Source organism: Candidatus Berkiella aquae, assembly GCF_001431295.2.
GTDB classification, from domain to species: domain Bacteria; phylum Pseudomonadota; class Gammaproteobacteria; order Berkiellales; family Berkiellaceae; genus Berkiella; species Berkiella aquae.
The window spans coordinates 2,554,623-2,570,556 of sequence record NZ_LKAJ02000001.1; the positions used below are offsets into that span (position 1 = coordinate 2,554,623).

The 15,934-nt window shown below is 35.2% G+C and carries 17 protein-coding genes; 4 read left to right on the forward strand and 13 right to left on the reverse strand.

What is annotated here, in order from left to right:
- The first annotated feature begins 141 nt into the window (after positions 1–141).
- The 4 genes from HT99x_RS11220 to HT99x_RS11235 are packed head-to-tail and all read left to right on the forward strand — an operon-like array spanning position 142 to position 3,205.
- Positions 142–1,203 (forward strand): ATP-binding protein, encoded by a 1,062-nt coding sequence (locus HT99x_RS11220; RefSeq protein ID WP_075064828.1) that lies wholly within the window; start codon positions 142–144, stop codon positions 1,201–1,203.
- A gap of 15 nt (positions 1,204–1,218) precedes the next feature.
- The gene (locus HT99x_RS11225; protein WP_075065072.1) at positions 1,219–2,409 is read left to right on the forward strand and encodes a SpoIIE family protein phosphatase; all 1,191 of its coding nucleotides are present in this window, start codon (positions 1,219–1,221) and stop codon (positions 2,407–2,409) included.
- Positions 2,410–2,425: 16 nt separating this feature from the next.
- The gene (locus HT99x_RS11230; protein WP_075064827.1) at positions 2,426–2,857 is read left to right on the forward strand and encodes an ATP-binding protein; all 432 of its coding nucleotides are present in this window, start codon (positions 2,426–2,428) and stop codon (positions 2,855–2,857) included.
- A gap of 3 nt (positions 2,858–2,860) precedes the next feature.
- Positions 2,861–3,205 (forward strand): anti-sigma factor antagonist, encoded by a 345-nt coding sequence (locus HT99x_RS11235; RefSeq protein ID WP_075064826.1) that lies wholly within the window; start codon positions 2,861–2,863, stop codon positions 3,203–3,205.
- 86 nt (positions 3,206–3,291) lie between these two features.
- On the opposite strand, the gene HT99x_RS11240 is transcribed toward HT99x_RS11235, so the two are convergent.
- The 13 genes from HT99x_RS11240 to galU form a co-directional block, all read right to left on the reverse strand.
- Positions 3,292–4,500: a response regulator gene (locus tag HT99x_RS11240; RefSeq protein ID WP_083482744.1), complete on the reverse strand. Its 1,209-nt coding sequence runs from the start codon at positions 4,498–4,500 to the stop codon at positions 3,292–3,294.
- A gap of 17 nt (positions 4,501–4,517) precedes the next feature.
- Entirely contained in the window at positions 4,518–5,027 is a 510-nt protein-coding gene (locus tag HT99x_RS11245) for a hypothetical protein (RefSeq protein ID WP_075064825.1), read from the reverse strand.
- 11 nt (positions 5,028–5,038) lie between these two features.
- Positions 5,039–5,677: a hypothetical protein gene (locus HT99x_RS11250; protein ID WP_075064824.1), complete on the reverse strand. Its 639-nt coding sequence runs from the start codon at positions 5,675–5,677 to the stop codon at positions 5,039–5,041.
- A complete protein-coding gene (locus HT99x_RS11255) occupies positions 5,674–6,528 on the reverse strand; it encodes a CheR family methyltransferase (protein WP_075065070.1) in 855 nt (284 codons plus the stop codon). Before HT99x_RS11255 ends, HT99x_RS11250 begins: the two co-directional genes overlap by 4 nt.
- 15 nt (positions 6,529–6,543) lie before the next feature.
- Positions 6,544–8,643 carry a methyl-accepting chemotaxis protein gene (locus HT99x_RS11260; RefSeq protein WP_075064823.1) on the reverse strand — a complete coding sequence of 700 codons (2,100 nt, stop codon included), beginning with the start codon at positions 8,641–8,643 and terminating at the stop codon, positions 6,544–6,546.
- Between the two features lie 9 nt (positions 8,644–8,652).
- Positions 8,653–9,684: a chemotaxis-specific protein-glutamate methyltransferase CheB gene (locus tag HT99x_RS11265; RefSeq protein WP_075064822.1), complete on the reverse strand. Its 1,032-nt coding sequence runs from the start codon at positions 9,682–9,684 to the stop codon at positions 8,653–8,655.
- A complete protein-coding gene (locus HT99x_RS11270) occupies positions 9,681–10,220 on the reverse strand; it encodes a chemotaxis protein CheW (protein WP_075064821.1) in 540 nt (179 codons plus the stop codon). The genes HT99x_RS11265 and HT99x_RS11270 overlap by 4 nt, the downstream gene beginning before the upstream one ends.
- 8 nt (positions 10,221–10,228) lie before the next feature.
- Positions 10,229–12,196, reverse strand: coding sequence for a chemotaxis protein CheW (locus HT99x_RS11275; protein WP_075064820.1), 1,968 nt, complete (start codon positions 12,194–12,196; stop codon positions 10,229–10,231).
- Positions 12,197–12,198: 2 nt separating this feature from the next.
- On the reverse strand, positions 12,199–12,579 hold the full coding sequence (locus HT99x_RS11280) for a response regulator (RefSeq protein ID WP_075064819.1): 381 nt from the start codon (positions 12,577–12,579) through the stop codon (positions 12,199–12,201).
- The gene (locus HT99x_RS11285) at positions 12,576–12,887 is read right to left on the reverse strand and encodes an STAS domain-containing protein (RefSeq protein ID WP_083482742.1); all 312 of its coding nucleotides are present in this window, start codon (positions 12,885–12,887) and stop codon (positions 12,576–12,578) included. The genes HT99x_RS11280 and HT99x_RS11285 overlap by 4 nt, the downstream gene beginning before the upstream one ends.
- Positions 12,888–13,120: 233 nt before the next feature.
- Positions 13,121–14,416, reverse strand: coding sequence for a RhoGAP domain-containing protein (locus tag HT99x_RS11290; RefSeq protein WP_075064817.1), 1,296 nt, complete (start codon positions 14,414–14,416; stop codon positions 13,121–13,123).
- Between the two features lie 96 nt (positions 14,417–14,512).
- Positions 14,513–14,947, reverse strand: a complete 435-nt coding sequence (locus HT99x_RS11295; protein ID WP_075064816.1) for a hypothetical protein — start codon at positions 14,945–14,947, stop codon at positions 14,513–14,515.
- A gap of 111 nt (positions 14,948–15,058) precedes the next feature.
- Positions 15,059–15,934: a UTP--glucose-1-phosphate uridylyltransferase GalU gene (galU, locus tag HT99x_RS11300; RefSeq protein ID WP_075064815.1), complete on the reverse strand. Its 876-nt coding sequence runs from the start codon at positions 15,932–15,934 to the stop codon at positions 15,059–15,061.

Consider the following 15,934-nt stretch of genomic DNA (forward strand, 5'->3'; position numbering starts at 1 on the left):
TTTTCTTTATTCTGAATACTTATCTAGTACTCGCTCTTTTTTCTTCTTCAAATAAGCACACCTTCTAACATAGTCTATTCTTATATATGACTTATAAGCCCTTTTACGGACTGATTAATTGAACAGGGAGCCGGTGAGCTCTTGAAAACGCTGACGGTCATAAAACACCCTCTTACCTTAGTGATAATATTGATTATTATCGCAGAGTGTTTTGTCGTTCAGAATTTTTATACCCCCGTTGTTGGCGTCTTCTTTGGCATTGTAGCTGTTGTACATATTATCCTGGGATATTTCCTTAAAAAGCAATGCTCAGCTTGTACTCAAGCCAATCCTATACAACCAATCGCTGAACCTACTGTAAATAACCTTGAAGAACAACTTAAAGCAGCCCAGCAACAATTAATAACTCAAGAAAAAATGGCCTCTATCGGCATGTTAACAGCAGGTATAGCACACGAGATTAAAAATCCACTGAATTTTGTTAATAACTTCTCTGATATGACAGTTGAACTCGTCGAAGAATTAAAAGAAGAAATTGCAAAGTCAGAAAATATAACAGATGCCCAAAAAGAATCGATTGATGGCATTGTCGAAGATATCGGGACTAACTGTAAAAAAATAAATGAACACGGAAAACGTGCTGAATCTATTATCAAAAACATGTTAATACAAACTCGTGCATCTAATGTTGATAAAATACCTGTTGATATGAATCAATTGCTCGAAGAGTATCTAAATTTGGCTTATCATGGCTTGAGAGCGCAAAATAACAAATTCAATGCCAAAATGGAAAAGCAGTTAGATGCCACCTTGCCTAAAATAACGGCATCTCCGCAAAGCATTGGACGAGTATTCCTCAATATTATTAATAATGGTCTTTATGCAGCGAATAAAAAATCCGAGCAATTTTCCGCTGAATTACTGAATACCATATTTATGCCTACCATTTCGATCAGTAGTTCTCAAGATAACGATAATATTATTATTAAAATAAAAGATAATGGTAATGGTATAAAAGAGGATGTCATTACTAAAATATTTGAACCCTTCTTTACCACAAAGCCTGCAGGTGAAGGAACGGGTTTAGGTTTACCGATTTGTTACGATATTGTCACCAAAGAGCATGGTGGGAAATTAGATGTCGTATCCAATGTGGGTGAATTTACAGAGTTTATTATTACGTTACCAAAAGATAAGGCTTAATTAATGGGTCCTGCTATGGAAAATAACGAGAAGAGTACCAAAATCTTAATTGTTGATGACGAACCAGATGTTGAGGTTCTGATGAAGCAGCGATTCCGTCGTCAGATCCGTGAAAGCAAATTTGAATTGTTTTTTGCGCACAATGGTCTTGAAGCATTAGATCAATTAAGTAAAGACTTAGAAATTAGACTAGTCATTTCTGATATTAATATGCCAGAAATGGATGGTTTGACCCTATTACGAAATATTAATGAAAAGTTTCCTGCCGTTATCCCTATTATTGTTTCTGCTTACGGTGATATGAATAATATTCGTGCAGCGATGAATTTGGGAGCATTTGATTTTGTTACAAAACCGATTAATTTCGATGATTTAAATGTCACCATCGATAAAACACTCACCCATATTCAAAATCTATTAGATGCACAAAAAACTCGTTCTCGATTAGATGGGATTTTACACGAATTGAATGTTGCCAGTGAAATCCAGCAATCTATTTTACCTCGCAATTTTATCAGTGACACTAACATTGAAATGTTTGCCAAAATGGCTGCTGCCAAGGAAATTGGTGGAGACTTTTATGATTTCTTTTGGTTAGATGATGCAAAAAGTAAACTTGCTATCGTCATTGCGGATGTTTCAGGCAAAGGGGTTCCAGCAGCCTTATTTATGACGGTATCCCGTACTTTGATACGTGCCCACGCATATAATCACCTTGGCTCCCCTGGAGGGTGTTTAACCAAGGTCAATTCTGCCCTACAAAAAGATAATACCAATGTCATGTTTGTTACTACCTTTTATGGGATACTAGATGTAAACACAGGCGTGTTAACTTATACCAATGCGGGTCATAACCCATCACATATCATTCGTAAAGGCGGTCAAGTCGAAACAATGAAAAATATTCATGGTATGGCATTGGCTGTCATTGAAGATTTGGTTTATAAAGAAGATCAAATAACTCTCAATATTGGCGATACCCTCTTTTTATATACAGATGGTGTCACAGAAGCAGAGAATCCGTCAGGTGCACTATTGGGAGACGAGAAGTTAATTGCAAGTCTTGATCAGTATCGAAATTTGGCACCTAGCGAATTAATCAATACAATTAGATCAGATATTATTACTTATGCGAATGGTTGGCCGCAAAGCGATGATATCACAATGCTTGCGATACGGTACTTGGCTGGCAAACAAACTCAGTGAATGGAATACAACGCATATGACGAGCTCTCAACACCTAACCTTGCACTTTGCGAATAGTGCAGAAGAAGCTCCGCGGATCGCCAGGCGGATTGAATATTATTTACATGATAAAAAAATCAGTGATTCAATCATCAATAAGATCTTGCTATGCGTTGATGAATTAATCACCAATATCATTGCACATGCCTATACGGACAAACAAGAACACGCCGTGTTGCTAGATTGCAAAGTGGTTGATAATGTCATTGAACTAGAATTACGAGATGATGGCGTACCATTTGACCCCACAACCCAAACAAGACCCGACGTAAAATTATCATTAGAAAACCGCGATATTGGTGGACTGGGGATACATTTAGTCATGACTTTGATGGATAAAGTCGAATACCAACGCGAAGGCGACTTTAATGTTTTAAAAGCACGTATTTCAACAAATAGTCGAGGATAACTTATGGAAATCACCGAAGATAAAATTGATGGCCAGGTAGTGATCTCCTTAAGTGGCAGAATTGACAGTACTGCTGCAGTGGAGTTCGAAGAAAAGTTAATTGAGATCATCGACAAGGGTAACAATACGATGATCATTGATTTTCTTCGCATCCAGTTTATTAGCAGTGCCGGTCTTCGAGTATTACTGCTAGCAGCCAAAAAAGTAAAACCTTATGGTGGTAAAATCGTTTTATGTGACATGTCAAAAGATGTTAGAGAAGTTTTTGATATCAGTGGCTTCTCTTCTATTTTTGATATTCAAGACAATGTCACAGCAGCGGTTGCTGCAATTAAAAAAGCAAATTAGTATCAAGCATTTATTCAAAGAAGCGCAGAAATGCGCTTTTTTTATGGCTGGCAAATAAGACGCTAATTGTACATATAGATAAGTATTTAATGATTCTTCTCAATAGATGGTGCACTTTTCTTATTCATTAATAATAAAGTGACATCGTCAGGAAATCCCCTATCTGTGCGAATATTTAAATGCGACAAAATTTTATCAATCGACATTTCAGATTGTTTAATCATTTCGAGTAGTTTATTTTCATTTTCTTTAAGATTCTTTCCATGCATTATTTCAAAAATACCATCTGAAGGCATCAATAAGGAAAACTCTGTCGGCAAATGAATGCTATATTGTTCAAATTCCGCTTTTGCAGTCACACCTACTGCATATCCCTCGCCTTGCAGAAAATAAGCAGATTGTCCGTCCCAGACGATTGGGCTAGGGTAATGTCCACCAATACTATAAAATAGCAAATTTTCTCTTAAATCAAGGACGCAATAAACCATGGTAAGATACTTGCCTAGTTTTGCTGTCAAAATTTCATTATTTATATATTTAAGTACTTGTTCCGGTTTCAAAATCGTATCATCTAGACGACTTTGATAATTTGATAATAATTGAGTAATCATCCCTTTTAATAACACGGTAACAAATGCAGAAGAAGCACCATGCCCAGAAACATCCGCAATGTAAAATCCCATTTTATCTTCAGTAATCTTAAAATAATCTACAAAATCTCCACTGAGAAATAAGGATGGCATCACTTTATATGAAATTTCATAACCATCAAAATTTTTATTACCTGTAGGTAATAGTTTACTTTGCACAGCTTCTGCCGCTTTTTGATCAGCTTGAAGTTGTTCAAGCCCTTGCGTCAACAAAAAATTCTTTTCTTCTAATTTACGTTTCATTTTTTCATTTTCTTTAATCAATTTATTTTTTTCAATAACTCGACTAACCGTTTGTTCCAAAGCAAAATGCTCAAATGGTTTCACAATGTAATCCCAAGCTCCCAAACGTAATGCAGAAATCGCATCTTCCATTTTTCCTTCACCTGAAATAACAATGACAGGGGTTTCAGGAGATTTCTCTTTTAATATTCCAATTAATTCTAAGCCAGACATCCCTGGCATATACAAATCACATAAAATCAAATCAGGTAGTTTTTGTTCAAATAGTTCTAATGCTTCTTTACCATTTTTTGCTTTAAAAACAGTATAACCACTGTGCTTCAAGTAAAAAGAAATAATCTCAAGAAAGGTTGGATCATCATCTACAGTCAGAATGCATTCTTTTTGGATCATATTCTTCATATCAACCACCTGGCTCACTAAAATAGATCAATCTCACCAACATCAAGCGTGTGTTGCTTGATAGGCTGATGCATTGCTCTTGATTTTAACAATTGAATTTGGCTCAATGCTTTATTAAAAAACTCTTGATTATTTATGGCTTCATTTGATAAATCCACATTTGAAACCATGGCGATAGCTTCATCGACTTTAAATGTTCTATTGATTACGCCATTGGTTATTTGCGAAACCAGATCTTCTACTTGCACCAATCGCGTCGTATTATTAAGCACATTAATTAATTGCGTTAAGGTTTCATTCGCACCATCAATTGAATTTATTACATTTGCACTTAATTTTGCATCTTGCGTGATCATTTGCCGTTTTTGAGAATTAACTTCTATTGTTTCACTTAACAATTCCACAGCATGGGTCAATAATGAATTTATTTGCTGCATTGAGTCTCTTGTGGAAATATTTTCCATGATCAGCAATTCAGAATATGCTTTGCAAAGCGTCTGCATTTGCGCAACTGAATCTGACTGCATAATAATCTCTCCTAGAATAATTCAATACCACCCGACTTAGAAACTCTTGTATCAATAGAGCGAAAATATTGAGTTTCTATCTCTGAAACTTCGGATTTTCTTATGTCTTCTAAATATTTAACCTGGGCTAATCCCGTTTTAGGATAATACACAACAATTCTTCCAACATTCCCACCGACATCCTTTGCTTTGACTGAAATATTTTCATTATATAAATATTCTAAAACAAATTTGATATTCTGTTCACTAACCTCAGGAGATAAATTAGGGAAGACATTTCCGCCACCAAATACTTTTGCTTCTAACATTCGTCTACGTCCACCCGCTTTTAAAATCTGGTTAATTAGATATTCCATTGCCCAATTACCGTATCGCGTAGCATCACTAACAATGGATTCTTTATCGTAAATGGAACCTTTTAGAGGCAGCATAAAATGATTCATGCCTCCTATTCCTAAATGAATATCTCGCACACAAACTGAGACACAAGAACCTAAAACAGTTATAATAGCTTCTTGATTGGTCGTTGCATAAAATTCTCCTGGTTGCACTTTTGCCATAGAGATATTACGTTTAAAATCCATATACCGCTGGATTTTTTCAAAGCCAGGCAATGCCTGCGGCAATACGGTTTCGTCATTCGCCTTCATTGCACCCTCTGATATATCGTTCTATCAACATATTTTAGTTTATTCTGAATTGAGCTGGGAACAGATTCAGAATGGCCTAAAATTAAGTAACCCTTCACTGCAAGCAAGTTGCAAAATGTATTAATAATCTGATTCTGTGAAAATCTATCAAAATAAATCATCACATTGCGACAAAAAATAATGTCGAATGGTCCTTGCATTGGCCAGCCTTCCTTGCACATTAAATTAAAATATTTAAAATATATAATTTTTCTAAACTGGTTATTGATAGAATATGTTTTCGTTTGCGAATCATACAAGTCAAAATATCTTGCTTTTCTCTTTAAATAACTCGCAGAAATCTGTTCAACGTCTTTATCTTTGTATAAGCCATTCTCAGCCGTTAATAATGCATCAGAATCGATATCAGTAGCTAAAATTTTAACATCCCAATCTTGAATATCTTTTAAGACATCATTCACAACAAAACTAATAGAATATGGTTCTTCACCTGTTGAGCAACCTGCTGACCAAATCCGAATTCTCTTTTTTAACCGATTTCTCTCAATAATTTCTGGCAATAATACTTCTTGCAAATATTCAAAATGATGTTCTTCACGCATAAATGAAGTGAAATTAGTCGTTATTGCATTAATAAATTCTCGCTCGGCTTTTGGTTCATGCTGCTCCAAATAATTACAATATTCATCGAAATCATTAAAATGATTTTGGCGCAATAGTCGAGAAATTCGACTGTACACCAACGCGGTCTTAGAATCAGACAAATTGATCCCAGTCAATTGGAAAACTTTCTGTTTTAAATACTGAAAGTTTTTGTCACTAAACTGAAATTCATTTTCATTAAGATTCATCTTTCTATCAAACAATCAGAATTCTTTCCAATCCTGATCGACTCCTTTACGTTCGGGTGGAGACATATAAGTTTCTGGTTCAATATTTACATTCATTTTACTTTCAATATTCTTTTTAATTTTAGGCGACGCCGTAAAATTAGCTGTTACTTCTTGAGCAACAGCTGTCTGTTCTTCATGAGATTTAATACTTCTAAAAAATTCAATTTGCTTTATAAGCTCTTGAACGCGATCATTGACATTTTCACTAGTTGCTGCAGTTTCTTCTACTAAAGCGCTATTTTGTTGAGTAATACCGTCCATTTGCGTAATTGCTTTATTTATTTCTTCTAAACCGATTGATTGTTGCGTTGTTGCACTTGCTATGGAAGAAACTAATTCACTTACTGTGATTGAAGATTTAACAATCTCTTGAAGCGCATCACCTGACTTGTTAACCAATTGTGTACCGGTATTAATTTTTTCAACACTTTCGGTTATTAATGAATTAATTTCTTTGGCTGCAGTCGAACTTCTTTGAGCAAGATTACGAACCTCTTGAGCCACAACAGCGAAGCCTCTACCTTGCTCACCAGCTCGAGCGGCTTCAATGGCTGCATTTAACGCAAGTAAGTTAGTTTGAAATGCAATATCATCAATGACACCACTTATCTCTGCGATCTTCTTACTGCTCGCATTAATTTGATCCATTGCTGTTACAGCATCATTAACTACGCTACCGCTGGCATTAGCTTGTTTACGGGCATTTTCAGCCAACTCAGCTGCCCTTTTTGATTGTTCGGCATTTTCTTTTACCGTAATCGATAATTCCTGCATGCTAGCAGCGGTTGAGGCTAAAGAAGAAGCTTGAGCTTCTGTTCGTTTACTTAAATCTAAGTTACCTTGCGAAATTTCTTCAACGCCTTTGCCTACGGTATTTGATGTTTTTTCAATTTGACCAATTATTTTACGGATTTGTGTTTGCATTTTATTAATTGCATGCATTAACAGTCCAAACTCATCTTCTCTATCGGTGGCAAAATTCTGTGATAAATCACCATTAGCCATGAGTTCTGTGTTGTTAATGAGTCTTTGTACTGCTTGATCAGTTGAACGATAAAATGCTACAAATAATAAGCAAATAATTAAAAACACTGCGGCAAGCGAAATACCTGTTTGCGTAATATTCCGATCGATGCTTTGTAATTTACTTTGCTGCTTTTCAATAAAATATTTATACGACAAATCACATAGGACAAAATAATTCTCTGCATAATGCAACATTTTATTGCTAAAATTTAGATAATTCCCATCCAGTGCAGTAGATTTTAATAGATCTTGGTTAATGGTATTGTTTACTTCGTTATCATTAACTAAATTCATCTGCGTGCCAAATATCTTAGAAAAATTATTATCAACCGAAATAATAAGATTTGCACTTGATGCTAGTCTAGCATTTTCATAATCTTGCATTGCAATCAGACTTTGGAGCAACTCTCTCGTGTTAGAATCGAGTTGTTTATGTAAAATTGCTCGTACTCCAATGTCTCTTAGATAGAAAGTTCTATCTGCAAGCTGAGGACCATATTTCATAAAAATATCAATTAAATTTGCAGTAATCGGATCAACGTCAAGATCTAGATTTGACTCTTCAACAATAGTTAATAATAAATTAGAAGCTAGTTGTGAAATTTCATGGTTACGCGTGTAGACACTAACATCATCTTGATTTAAAGAAGCTTTTAATTTAGACCAATTGGTATCAATTAATTGGATATTTTGATTTATTTTTTCTGTTGACCAGCTACGATGATTTAAATCTTTTAAATTCTTTAATGCAGCATCAACTGCACTATCCGTATCACCTTTGGCATTGTCACTTGCAATATTATTGGATACATTAAAATGGAATTTTCTCGACTCATCTAGTTTTTTCAATAGATCAGACACAGCTTCATAATACTTAGCTTGTGTTATCTCATCCATCAAAAATTGACGATCTGAGATTTTATTGCTTATGTATATAGCTGATAGTGTAAATAAAGGTATAAATATCACAAAACATAAAAAAACAAATCGTTTAGCAAAATTTATTTTTTCCATCATGTGTACGATTGAATTTATAATCATGTTCATAATATATCCTTAACTAACAGCCCCTATGCATTCCAACATTTTCTGTGGGATTTTATGCAAAGGTAACACATACTTTATCGCATTCAAGTCAATAGCCACTTTGGGCATGCCCCATACAACAGAAGACTCTTCATCTTGTGCAATGGTCATAGCACCAGCATTTTTAAGTGCTAACATACCATTTGCGCCATCAGAACCCATTCCTGATAATATGATTCCCACTGAATTATTGCCTGCCGTTTCTGCAACACTTTTCATCATGACATCAATAGAAGGTTTGTGGCCATTAATGCTAGAAAACTCTCGATATCGTATAAATTTTTCGTTATCTTTTTGTTCAATTTCAAGATGCAAACCGGTTTTAGCAAGGTAAATATGACCTGGCTTTAATTTTTCACCCTCTTGTGCTTCACTGGCAATTAGCTTTGATGTTTTATTAATTTGTTGCGCAAACAAGTCAACAAAACCATTAGGTAAATGTTGAATAACAATGATGGGGGGCATACTCTTAGGTAGAGAATCGAAAATTAGCTTTAACGCTTCGATACCACCAGTCGATGCACCTATAGCAAATACATAGTTATTTATCGCATCAACACTTGGCGTGCTCTGTAATGGTTTTAATTTATTTTCTTGATGCAGACATGACGTATTTATCTTCGTATTCGCTGCGTTTTTTATTTTAGCAATGATATCTTGATGGTCACTTTCAAGAATAGGCTTACTAATAACATCGGTCGCGCCTAATCTAAATGCTTCTATGGTGACTTCACGACAATGTGGCGTAAATACAGAACACATCACGACCGGAAGAGGATGTAGTCTCATTAATTTTTCTAAAAAAGTTAAACCATCCATCTCAGGCATTTCAACATCTAATATCAACACATCGGGTTTTAGTGTTTTTATAATGCTTCTGGCAACAATGGGATTATCGGCTAGCCCAACTACAATGATTTCAGGATCACTATTTAGAATAGCGGATAGCACCGTTTGAATAACAATGGAATCATCAACAATGACAACTTTAATTTTTTTCATGTGTCACTCGTTTCATTTATTGTTCCAGGCAACATATTTAAATTTAACAACTTACTGACATCTAATAAGATCACTAATTTATCTTCTGTATTTTTTTGTTTAATTGGCACCAATCCTGAAATGTATTCTTGTCCTGATGTATTACAAGCTTCTGGGCGCGGTTGAATCTGGCTAGGATCAATACTATAAACATCCGATACTGCATCCACGATAACACCCATTCTCTTTTTTAATTTATCTTCTCCCACTTGTATCACAATCAATACTGTCGACCGATTATAAGGAATGGGTTCTATCTTAAATCGCTCGCGCAAATCCATAACCGGGATAATATTGCCTCGCAAATTAATGACGCCTTTAATGTATTCTGGTGCAGAGGGAATAGCAGTAACTTTTTCAAAACCTCGAATTTCTAAAACATGAAGAATATTGACACCATATTCTTCATTATCAAGAATAAAGGTGAAATACTGATTATTTTGCTGAAAACTATTATTTGTTTCAGTCTGTTTATCAAAGTCTTGTTGTAATGTCATATATACTCCTAAGCAACCGTTTTAGACCGAGTTTGCTCTAGACTTTGAATAATTCCTTCTACATCTAATATAAGTGCAACTGTACCGTCTCCTAATACCGTAGCACCAGATATACCATTGATTTGACCATAATTATTTTCAATATTTTTTATTACCACTTGATGTAACTGCAGCAATTCATCAACAACAATGCCATAATATTGTTGGTTTAATTCAACAATCACCAAAAAGTGGTTTTCTAAATCTTGAAAATCATGAGCAAGATTAAACAATTCATATAAACGAATAATAGGAATAAAATTTCCTCTTAAATTATAAACTTCTATATTATTGCTTATTCTATTGATGGATTGTTTTTTTATTTTTATTGTTTCTATCATGCTGATAAGCGGTATAATATAAATCGAATCACCAATCTTCACTAATTGCCCATCAACAATCGCAAGCGTTAAAGGCAAGCGAATCGTAAATATAGTTCCTTTTCCAGAAATCGAAGATACCGTTATCTTACCATTTAATGATTCTATGTTTTTGCGTACGATATCCATCCCCATCCCTCTACCTGAAATATCAGTTATTTTATCTGCAGTAGAGATTCCAGGGTAAAATATCAATGCATTGATTTCATCATTGGTTAAATTCTCATTTTCTTCAATAAGCCCTTTTTCTTTCGCTTTACTAATGATTTTCTCTTGATTAAGTCCTTTTCCATCATCGCTTATTCTGATAATAACATTCCCACCCTGATGAAAGGCTTCCAGCTGCAGTGTTGCCGTTTCAGGTTTATTGCAACGTTTTCTTTCTTGCGGCACTTCAATTCCATGATCAATTGCATTGCGAACAAGATGAATAAGAGGGTCAACTATTTTTTCTAATAATGTTTTGTCAAGCTCTGTTGTTTCACCTGAAGTTTTCAATTCTATTGATTTACCATATTCTTGACTTAAATCCCTTACCATGCGATTAAAGCGATTAAATACATTCCCTATTGGAATCATTCTAATGCTCATTACTTTCTCTTGGAGTTCTCTACAATTTTGCTCTAACTGAGAAAATCCCCGTTTAAAATTTTCCAGTTTCGTGATGTCAAAATTTCTGAACGTTTCAGCCAACATCAATTGGGTAATCACTAATTCACCAACAATATTAACAAGTTCATCAATCTTTTCTAGATTGACTCTTACAGATTGCATATCGCTATTCTTGTTGATATTTAATATGTTCTGATTTTTTTCATTATTTGATTTGGAAGTAGCTTTGTCGTCAATAGCCTGAAAATGAATGGTACTCTGATCTTCTACCCACTCAAATGCATATTGTCTGATTTCTTCTTCATTCTTATTGGTATCAAGCAAAATGTTCCATGCCAAATAGCATTCATCTGGATAGAATTTGTCTAATTCTTGCAATCCGCTAATGTCAACTTCTGATTGTACTTCCCCTAACTCTGCCAACAATCTAATAATTCTTAATGGATCATCACCATTTTGAAATATTTTTAAATGTGGCTTGAAATAGATTTTCCATATCTGATCCATTTTTTTTTGTTGAAAGGTAGGCTCCGCATCGCTTAGTTCTGAATTCTCAGCCGCCTTAATTAATAAATTAATTTCATCTTCGATTTCTTTATGTTTACTGTCTTTGTTTTCTTTATTATTTTTCTTGTCAGTTAACATATTTCGCAAGCAATCAAGGCTTTTTAATAGTAAATCGATACTTTTTTGATTAAGAAGTATTTCCTTATTTCTGACAATTTCTAAGTAACTTTCCATCACATGGGTAAATTGTGTTATGTTGGTGAAACCAAACATACCACTACTACCTTTAATAGAATGAGCACAACGAAATATGGTATTAATGGTTTCAATATCAACATGTTGCAGATCAGCATTTAAAAGTGCTTGCTCTGCAGTATCTATATTCTCCAAACTATCTTCGAAGAAAACATGATGAAATTTAGAAATATCTATACTCATCGTTAACCTTGTTTTTTGAGACCAACAACTTTATTGATAGTATTTATTAATTGCTCTGGATCGAAAGGCTTAACAATCCAACCCGTCGCACCTGTTTCTTTACCTTGAATTTTTTTCTCTTTTGATGACTCGGTTGTTAAAACCAATATGGGAATATATTTATATTCTTGCATTTCTCTCAATTTTTTTATTAATGTTATGCCATCCATATTAGGCATATTGATATCTGCGAGTATTAAATCAGGAGCCGCATTTTGCTTTGCCCATTCGTATGCTTCTAATCCATCAGATTTCTCAATAACTTCAATGCCAGCGCTCTCTAAAGTAAACGCAATCATTTGTCGCATTGATTTAGAATCATCTACCGTAAGAATTCGAATCATTTCGATTCTCCTAACAATATTTTTTTCATTCCTGATAATTCAATTTGTTGAAGTAAAAATTCCGATGGACTTGGTTGCCATTGTATTATTCCATTATTTGATTGCACGCAATTCACCGCATAACAAAGTAATTGCAATCCAGAGCTGTCAATCTCTGTTAATTCACTTGCATCGATAGTGAGTTGCTTTGCATGATATTGTGCTGTCCATTCTTGATGGCGGGATGCCACGTGATGAATAGTTAAACGCTTACCCATTTTAATAACAGGCATTGTTTCATTACCCTGACTATCAATGGTTTCCATCATTTAATCCAACATTCTTATAAAGAATTACAGTATTCAACATAACAATGCCAAAACATCGGGCTTGCTTGCTTATAACATAGACTGCAACCGATGGGCACAACGATAGCGCTATAATGAATAAGAGGCTCTATCGCTTATTTTTTATCGGTGTTGGTTTAGTTTGCATTAACTGCAGTTGAAGATTATTTCATCTGTTAAAAACATGATTGGAAAAACATCCATGTTTTAGGTGTTTACATTTTTCCACCTGGTTTTTTGGGGCGGGTTGCATCTTGACTTAATGTCTTCTCTAACAATCCTTTAAAATGGTCTAAGCCTCTTTGTTTTGCTAATCCCGCATGTTTTGCTTCTTCTGGTTCAATGCTGGAAGTTTTAGGAACCGGATCAGTGTTGCCTAATTTTTCACGTTGCTTAAAAAATGCTAGCGCTTTCTTCTTTGGCGATTGCTCTTCTTTATCAAGTTGCGGTACGATAGGCTCGGGGCGAGTTTGCGATTGTATTGCAGGAGTCAAGGGTGAGTCTTGTTTTATTTCAATTTTAACTTCGGTATCTTGTCGCTGTTTTACCGCTTGCCATGGTGTTGTTTCTGGTGTTTTTACTTCTGTTTGTGTCTTAACTTCAGGCTGCTTCACTTCTATTTCAACTACTTGTGGCTGTGATTGATTAGTCGTTGATTCATTGCCTTTTCTGTTTGTCATTCTCTTAAAAAAGCTCGGAATTGACTTGGTAAAGAAATTTTTTACTGCAGGAAGTGCGATTTTAGTAAGCCAGTTCCCAGCAGATTTTAGCAAAGAACCCAGATTAAAGCCTGATGATGCTTTTGGTTTTGTGGTTGGAGTTACTTGTCTATTGGGTATTTCTTTATGCTGCTGTGATATTTTTGCTGCTGCATCCGGATGGGTTTCATCAAAAGTTTTACCATAGATAGATTTACCCTCTGCATTTTGCTTATGAAAGCCCATTGAATCTGTTTTAGTCGAAACACTAGCCGCTTTACTTAACTCCATTTCTAATGCTACATCAATCTTTGCCATTTTAATAAGCAACGGATTAAAAATGAGAAACATATTGTGAGGAGACATTTTATTGTGATCAGATTGTAAGGAAATAAGTCGGCCAATATAAAGTACATTGTGAAGCATTTTTGCTTCTTCAAGATGATTATTTTCAAGGAGTTGTTTAATGGCTTTTTCAAAATCAAATTGTTGACTAGTCAATTCTTCTTTCAATATTTGAGCTGCTTCATCTGACCATTGCATATTATCGTCCCGCACAAAACGTTTCAATAATCCTGTCACATTATGATGCTGCTGTATAAACTTTTCTTCATCTTGAAAATTAACAACGGTGGGATCCGCTTTCATTCGTTGATAAAGCTCATCGATTTGAGGAACCTCACCTGATAACCTGAATATGCCTTCTTCCATGACAAAGTTGTCATTTCCTTCGGCATACTCTATTACCTGTTCAAGAACATAATTTGCTTTTTCTAACGCAGTCGCTTTTGCCAATGAGATATCATCTACCATGGTACCCTCTGATGATTATTATTACGGTACAGATAATAAATAGATATATTTTTTCGCTAAAAGTTCCCAAGAAGCGTAGACTTACACGAATTTATATTAGCGAGGTTTATTTTCTGTCAATTCTTTTTGTTCACGTTCTTTCAGTCGAAGCTTAAAAGCATTCACCGCATCGGTAAAATCTGTATGGGTAGTGACGCCCTTTTTTAAACCCACAATTTTACTTTGGTAACTAATTAGCATTCGATCTACTAAGATATTCAGTGCGTTATAACGTTCTGGAACGGTAGGTATAGAACCTTTGGTATTAATTTGTTCAATTAAGAAATCGAGAACGCGCTGGTTAACGCTGCTTATATTATCAGCATCAATGGTATTTTCTTTGATAACCTTTTCTAGCCGTTCTCTAAAATCAATCACCTCTTGCCAATATTTGGGTTCGAGCTTCCCTGTTTCTAAATGCTGTTCTACTGGAGTACTTTTACTTTTGAAGAGTCTTTGAAAAAATTCGCGGATATTCATCAAAAAGGCCATTTCAATATCCCCCCGTGAGTTTGCACGCTCTTGAAAAAAAATCAAGCTAACAAACTAATCATAACAGGGTGTACTGCACTATACAATTGAATATACCTGATACCGAGATATTTAGAAGATCAAGTTTTGCAGGTAATGTTTAAAATCTGCCCCAAGTTCTGGATGTTTTAAACCTAATGTGATCATCGCTTGCATATATCCAAGCTTGCTGCCGCAGTCATAGCGAGTACCATCAAATGCTAAAGCCATTACTTTTTGTTCGTTTAATAATCGTGCAATCGCATCGGTTAATTGAATTTCACCCCCACGTCCTGGTGGCAGTTTGGCTAGATGATGGAATATTTCGGGCGTGAGTAAATAACGTCCAACAACACCATATTGTGAAGGTGCCTCCGTTGGTTTTGGTTTCTCGACAATCGCATTAATCGGACCTTGACCTGACCAATTTTTTGCAACATCAATCACGCCATATTTCTCTGAATCTGCTTTGGCAATTTCTTGAACAGCAATGACGCTCGCATGGGTTTCATGATAACAAGTCATCATTTGTTCAAGACAAGAGACGGAGGCATCAATAAGATCATCTGCTAATAAAACGGCAAAAGGATGCTCACCAATTACCTGCCTTGCACAAAGTACGGCATGTCCTAGCCCTAATGCTTGAGGCTGCCGGACATAAATACAATCTACGCCTTTAGGGACAATGTTTTGCACCATTTCAAGGAGTTCTGTTTTACCTTGTTGTTGCAAACGTTGTTCAAGTTCATAATTGGTATCGAAATGATCTTCAATTGCTCTTTTAGAACTACTTGTCACAAACACTAATTCAGTAATACCGGCTTTCACTGCTTCTTCAACAACATATTGAATCAATGGTTTATCAACAATCGGCAACATTTCCTTAGGACTTGCTTTAGTTGCAGGTAAAAAGCGCGTGCCTAATCCTGCAACAGGGAAAATAGCCTTTGTAACTTGTTTTTCTTGCAT

Excerpts from the sequence above, each read along its gene's own strand:
- HT99x_RS11260 (WP_075064823.1), bottom strand. The coding sequence starts at position 8,643 with ATGAACATGATTATAAATTCAATCGTACACATGATGGAAAAAATAAAT.
- HT99x_RS11265 (WP_075064822.1), bottom strand. The coding sequence starts at position 9,684 with ATGAAAAAAATTAAAGTTGTCATTGTTGATGATTCCATTGTTATTCAA.
- HT99x_RS11250 (WP_075064824.1), bottom strand. The coding sequence starts at position 5,677 with ATGAAGGCGAATGACGAAACCGTATTGCCGCAGGCATTGCCTGGCTTT.
- HT99x_RS11270 (WP_075064821.1), bottom strand. The coding sequence starts at position 10,220 with ATGACATTACAACAAGACTTTGATAAACAGACTGAAACAAATAATAGT.
- HT99x_RS11235 (WP_075064826.1), top strand. The coding sequence starts at position 2,861 with ATGGAAATCACCGAAGATAAAATTGATGGCCAGGTAGTGATCTCCTTA.
- HT99x_RS11240 (WP_083482744.1), bottom strand. The coding sequence starts at position 4,500 with ATGAAGAATATGATCCAAAAAGAATGCATTCTGACTGTAGATGATGAT.
- HT99x_RS11285 (WP_083482742.1), bottom strand. The coding sequence starts at position 12,887 with ATGATGGAAACCATTGATAGTCAGGGTAATGAAACAATGCCTGTTATT.
- galU (WP_075064815.1), bottom strand. The coding sequence starts at position 15,934 with ATGCAAGAAAAACAAGTTACAAAGGCTATTTTCCCTGTTGCAGGATTA.
- HT99x_RS11255 (WP_075065070.1), bottom strand. The coding sequence starts at position 6,528 with ATGAATCTTAATGAAAATGAATTTCAGTTTAGTGACAAAAACTTTCAG.
- HT99x_RS11295 (WP_075064816.1), bottom strand. The coding sequence starts at position 14,947 with ATGGCCTTTTTGATGAATATCCGCGAATTTTTTCAAAGACTCTTCAAA.
- HT99x_RS11245 (WP_075064825.1), bottom strand. The coding sequence starts at position 5,027 with ATGCAGTCAGATTCAGTTGCGCAAATGCAGACGCTTTGCAAAGCATAT.
- HT99x_RS11230 (WP_075064827.1), top strand. The coding sequence starts at position 2,426 with ATGACGAGCTCTCAACACCTAACCTTGCACTTTGCGAATAGTGCAGAA.
- HT99x_RS11280 (WP_075064819.1), bottom strand. The coding sequence starts at position 12,579 with ATGATTCGAATTCTTACGGTAGATGATTCTAAATCAATGCGACAAATG.
- HT99x_RS11290 (WP_075064817.1), bottom strand. The coding sequence starts at position 14,416 with ATGGTAGATGATATCTCATTGGCAAAAGCGACTGCGTTAGAAAAAGCA.
- HT99x_RS11275 (WP_075064820.1), bottom strand. The coding sequence starts at position 12,196 with ATGAGTATAGATATTTCTAAATTTCATCATGTTTTCTTCGAAGATAGT.
- HT99x_RS11225 (WP_075065072.1), top strand. The coding sequence starts at position 1,219 with ATGGAAAATAACGAGAAGAGTACCAAAATCTTAATTGTTGATGACGAA.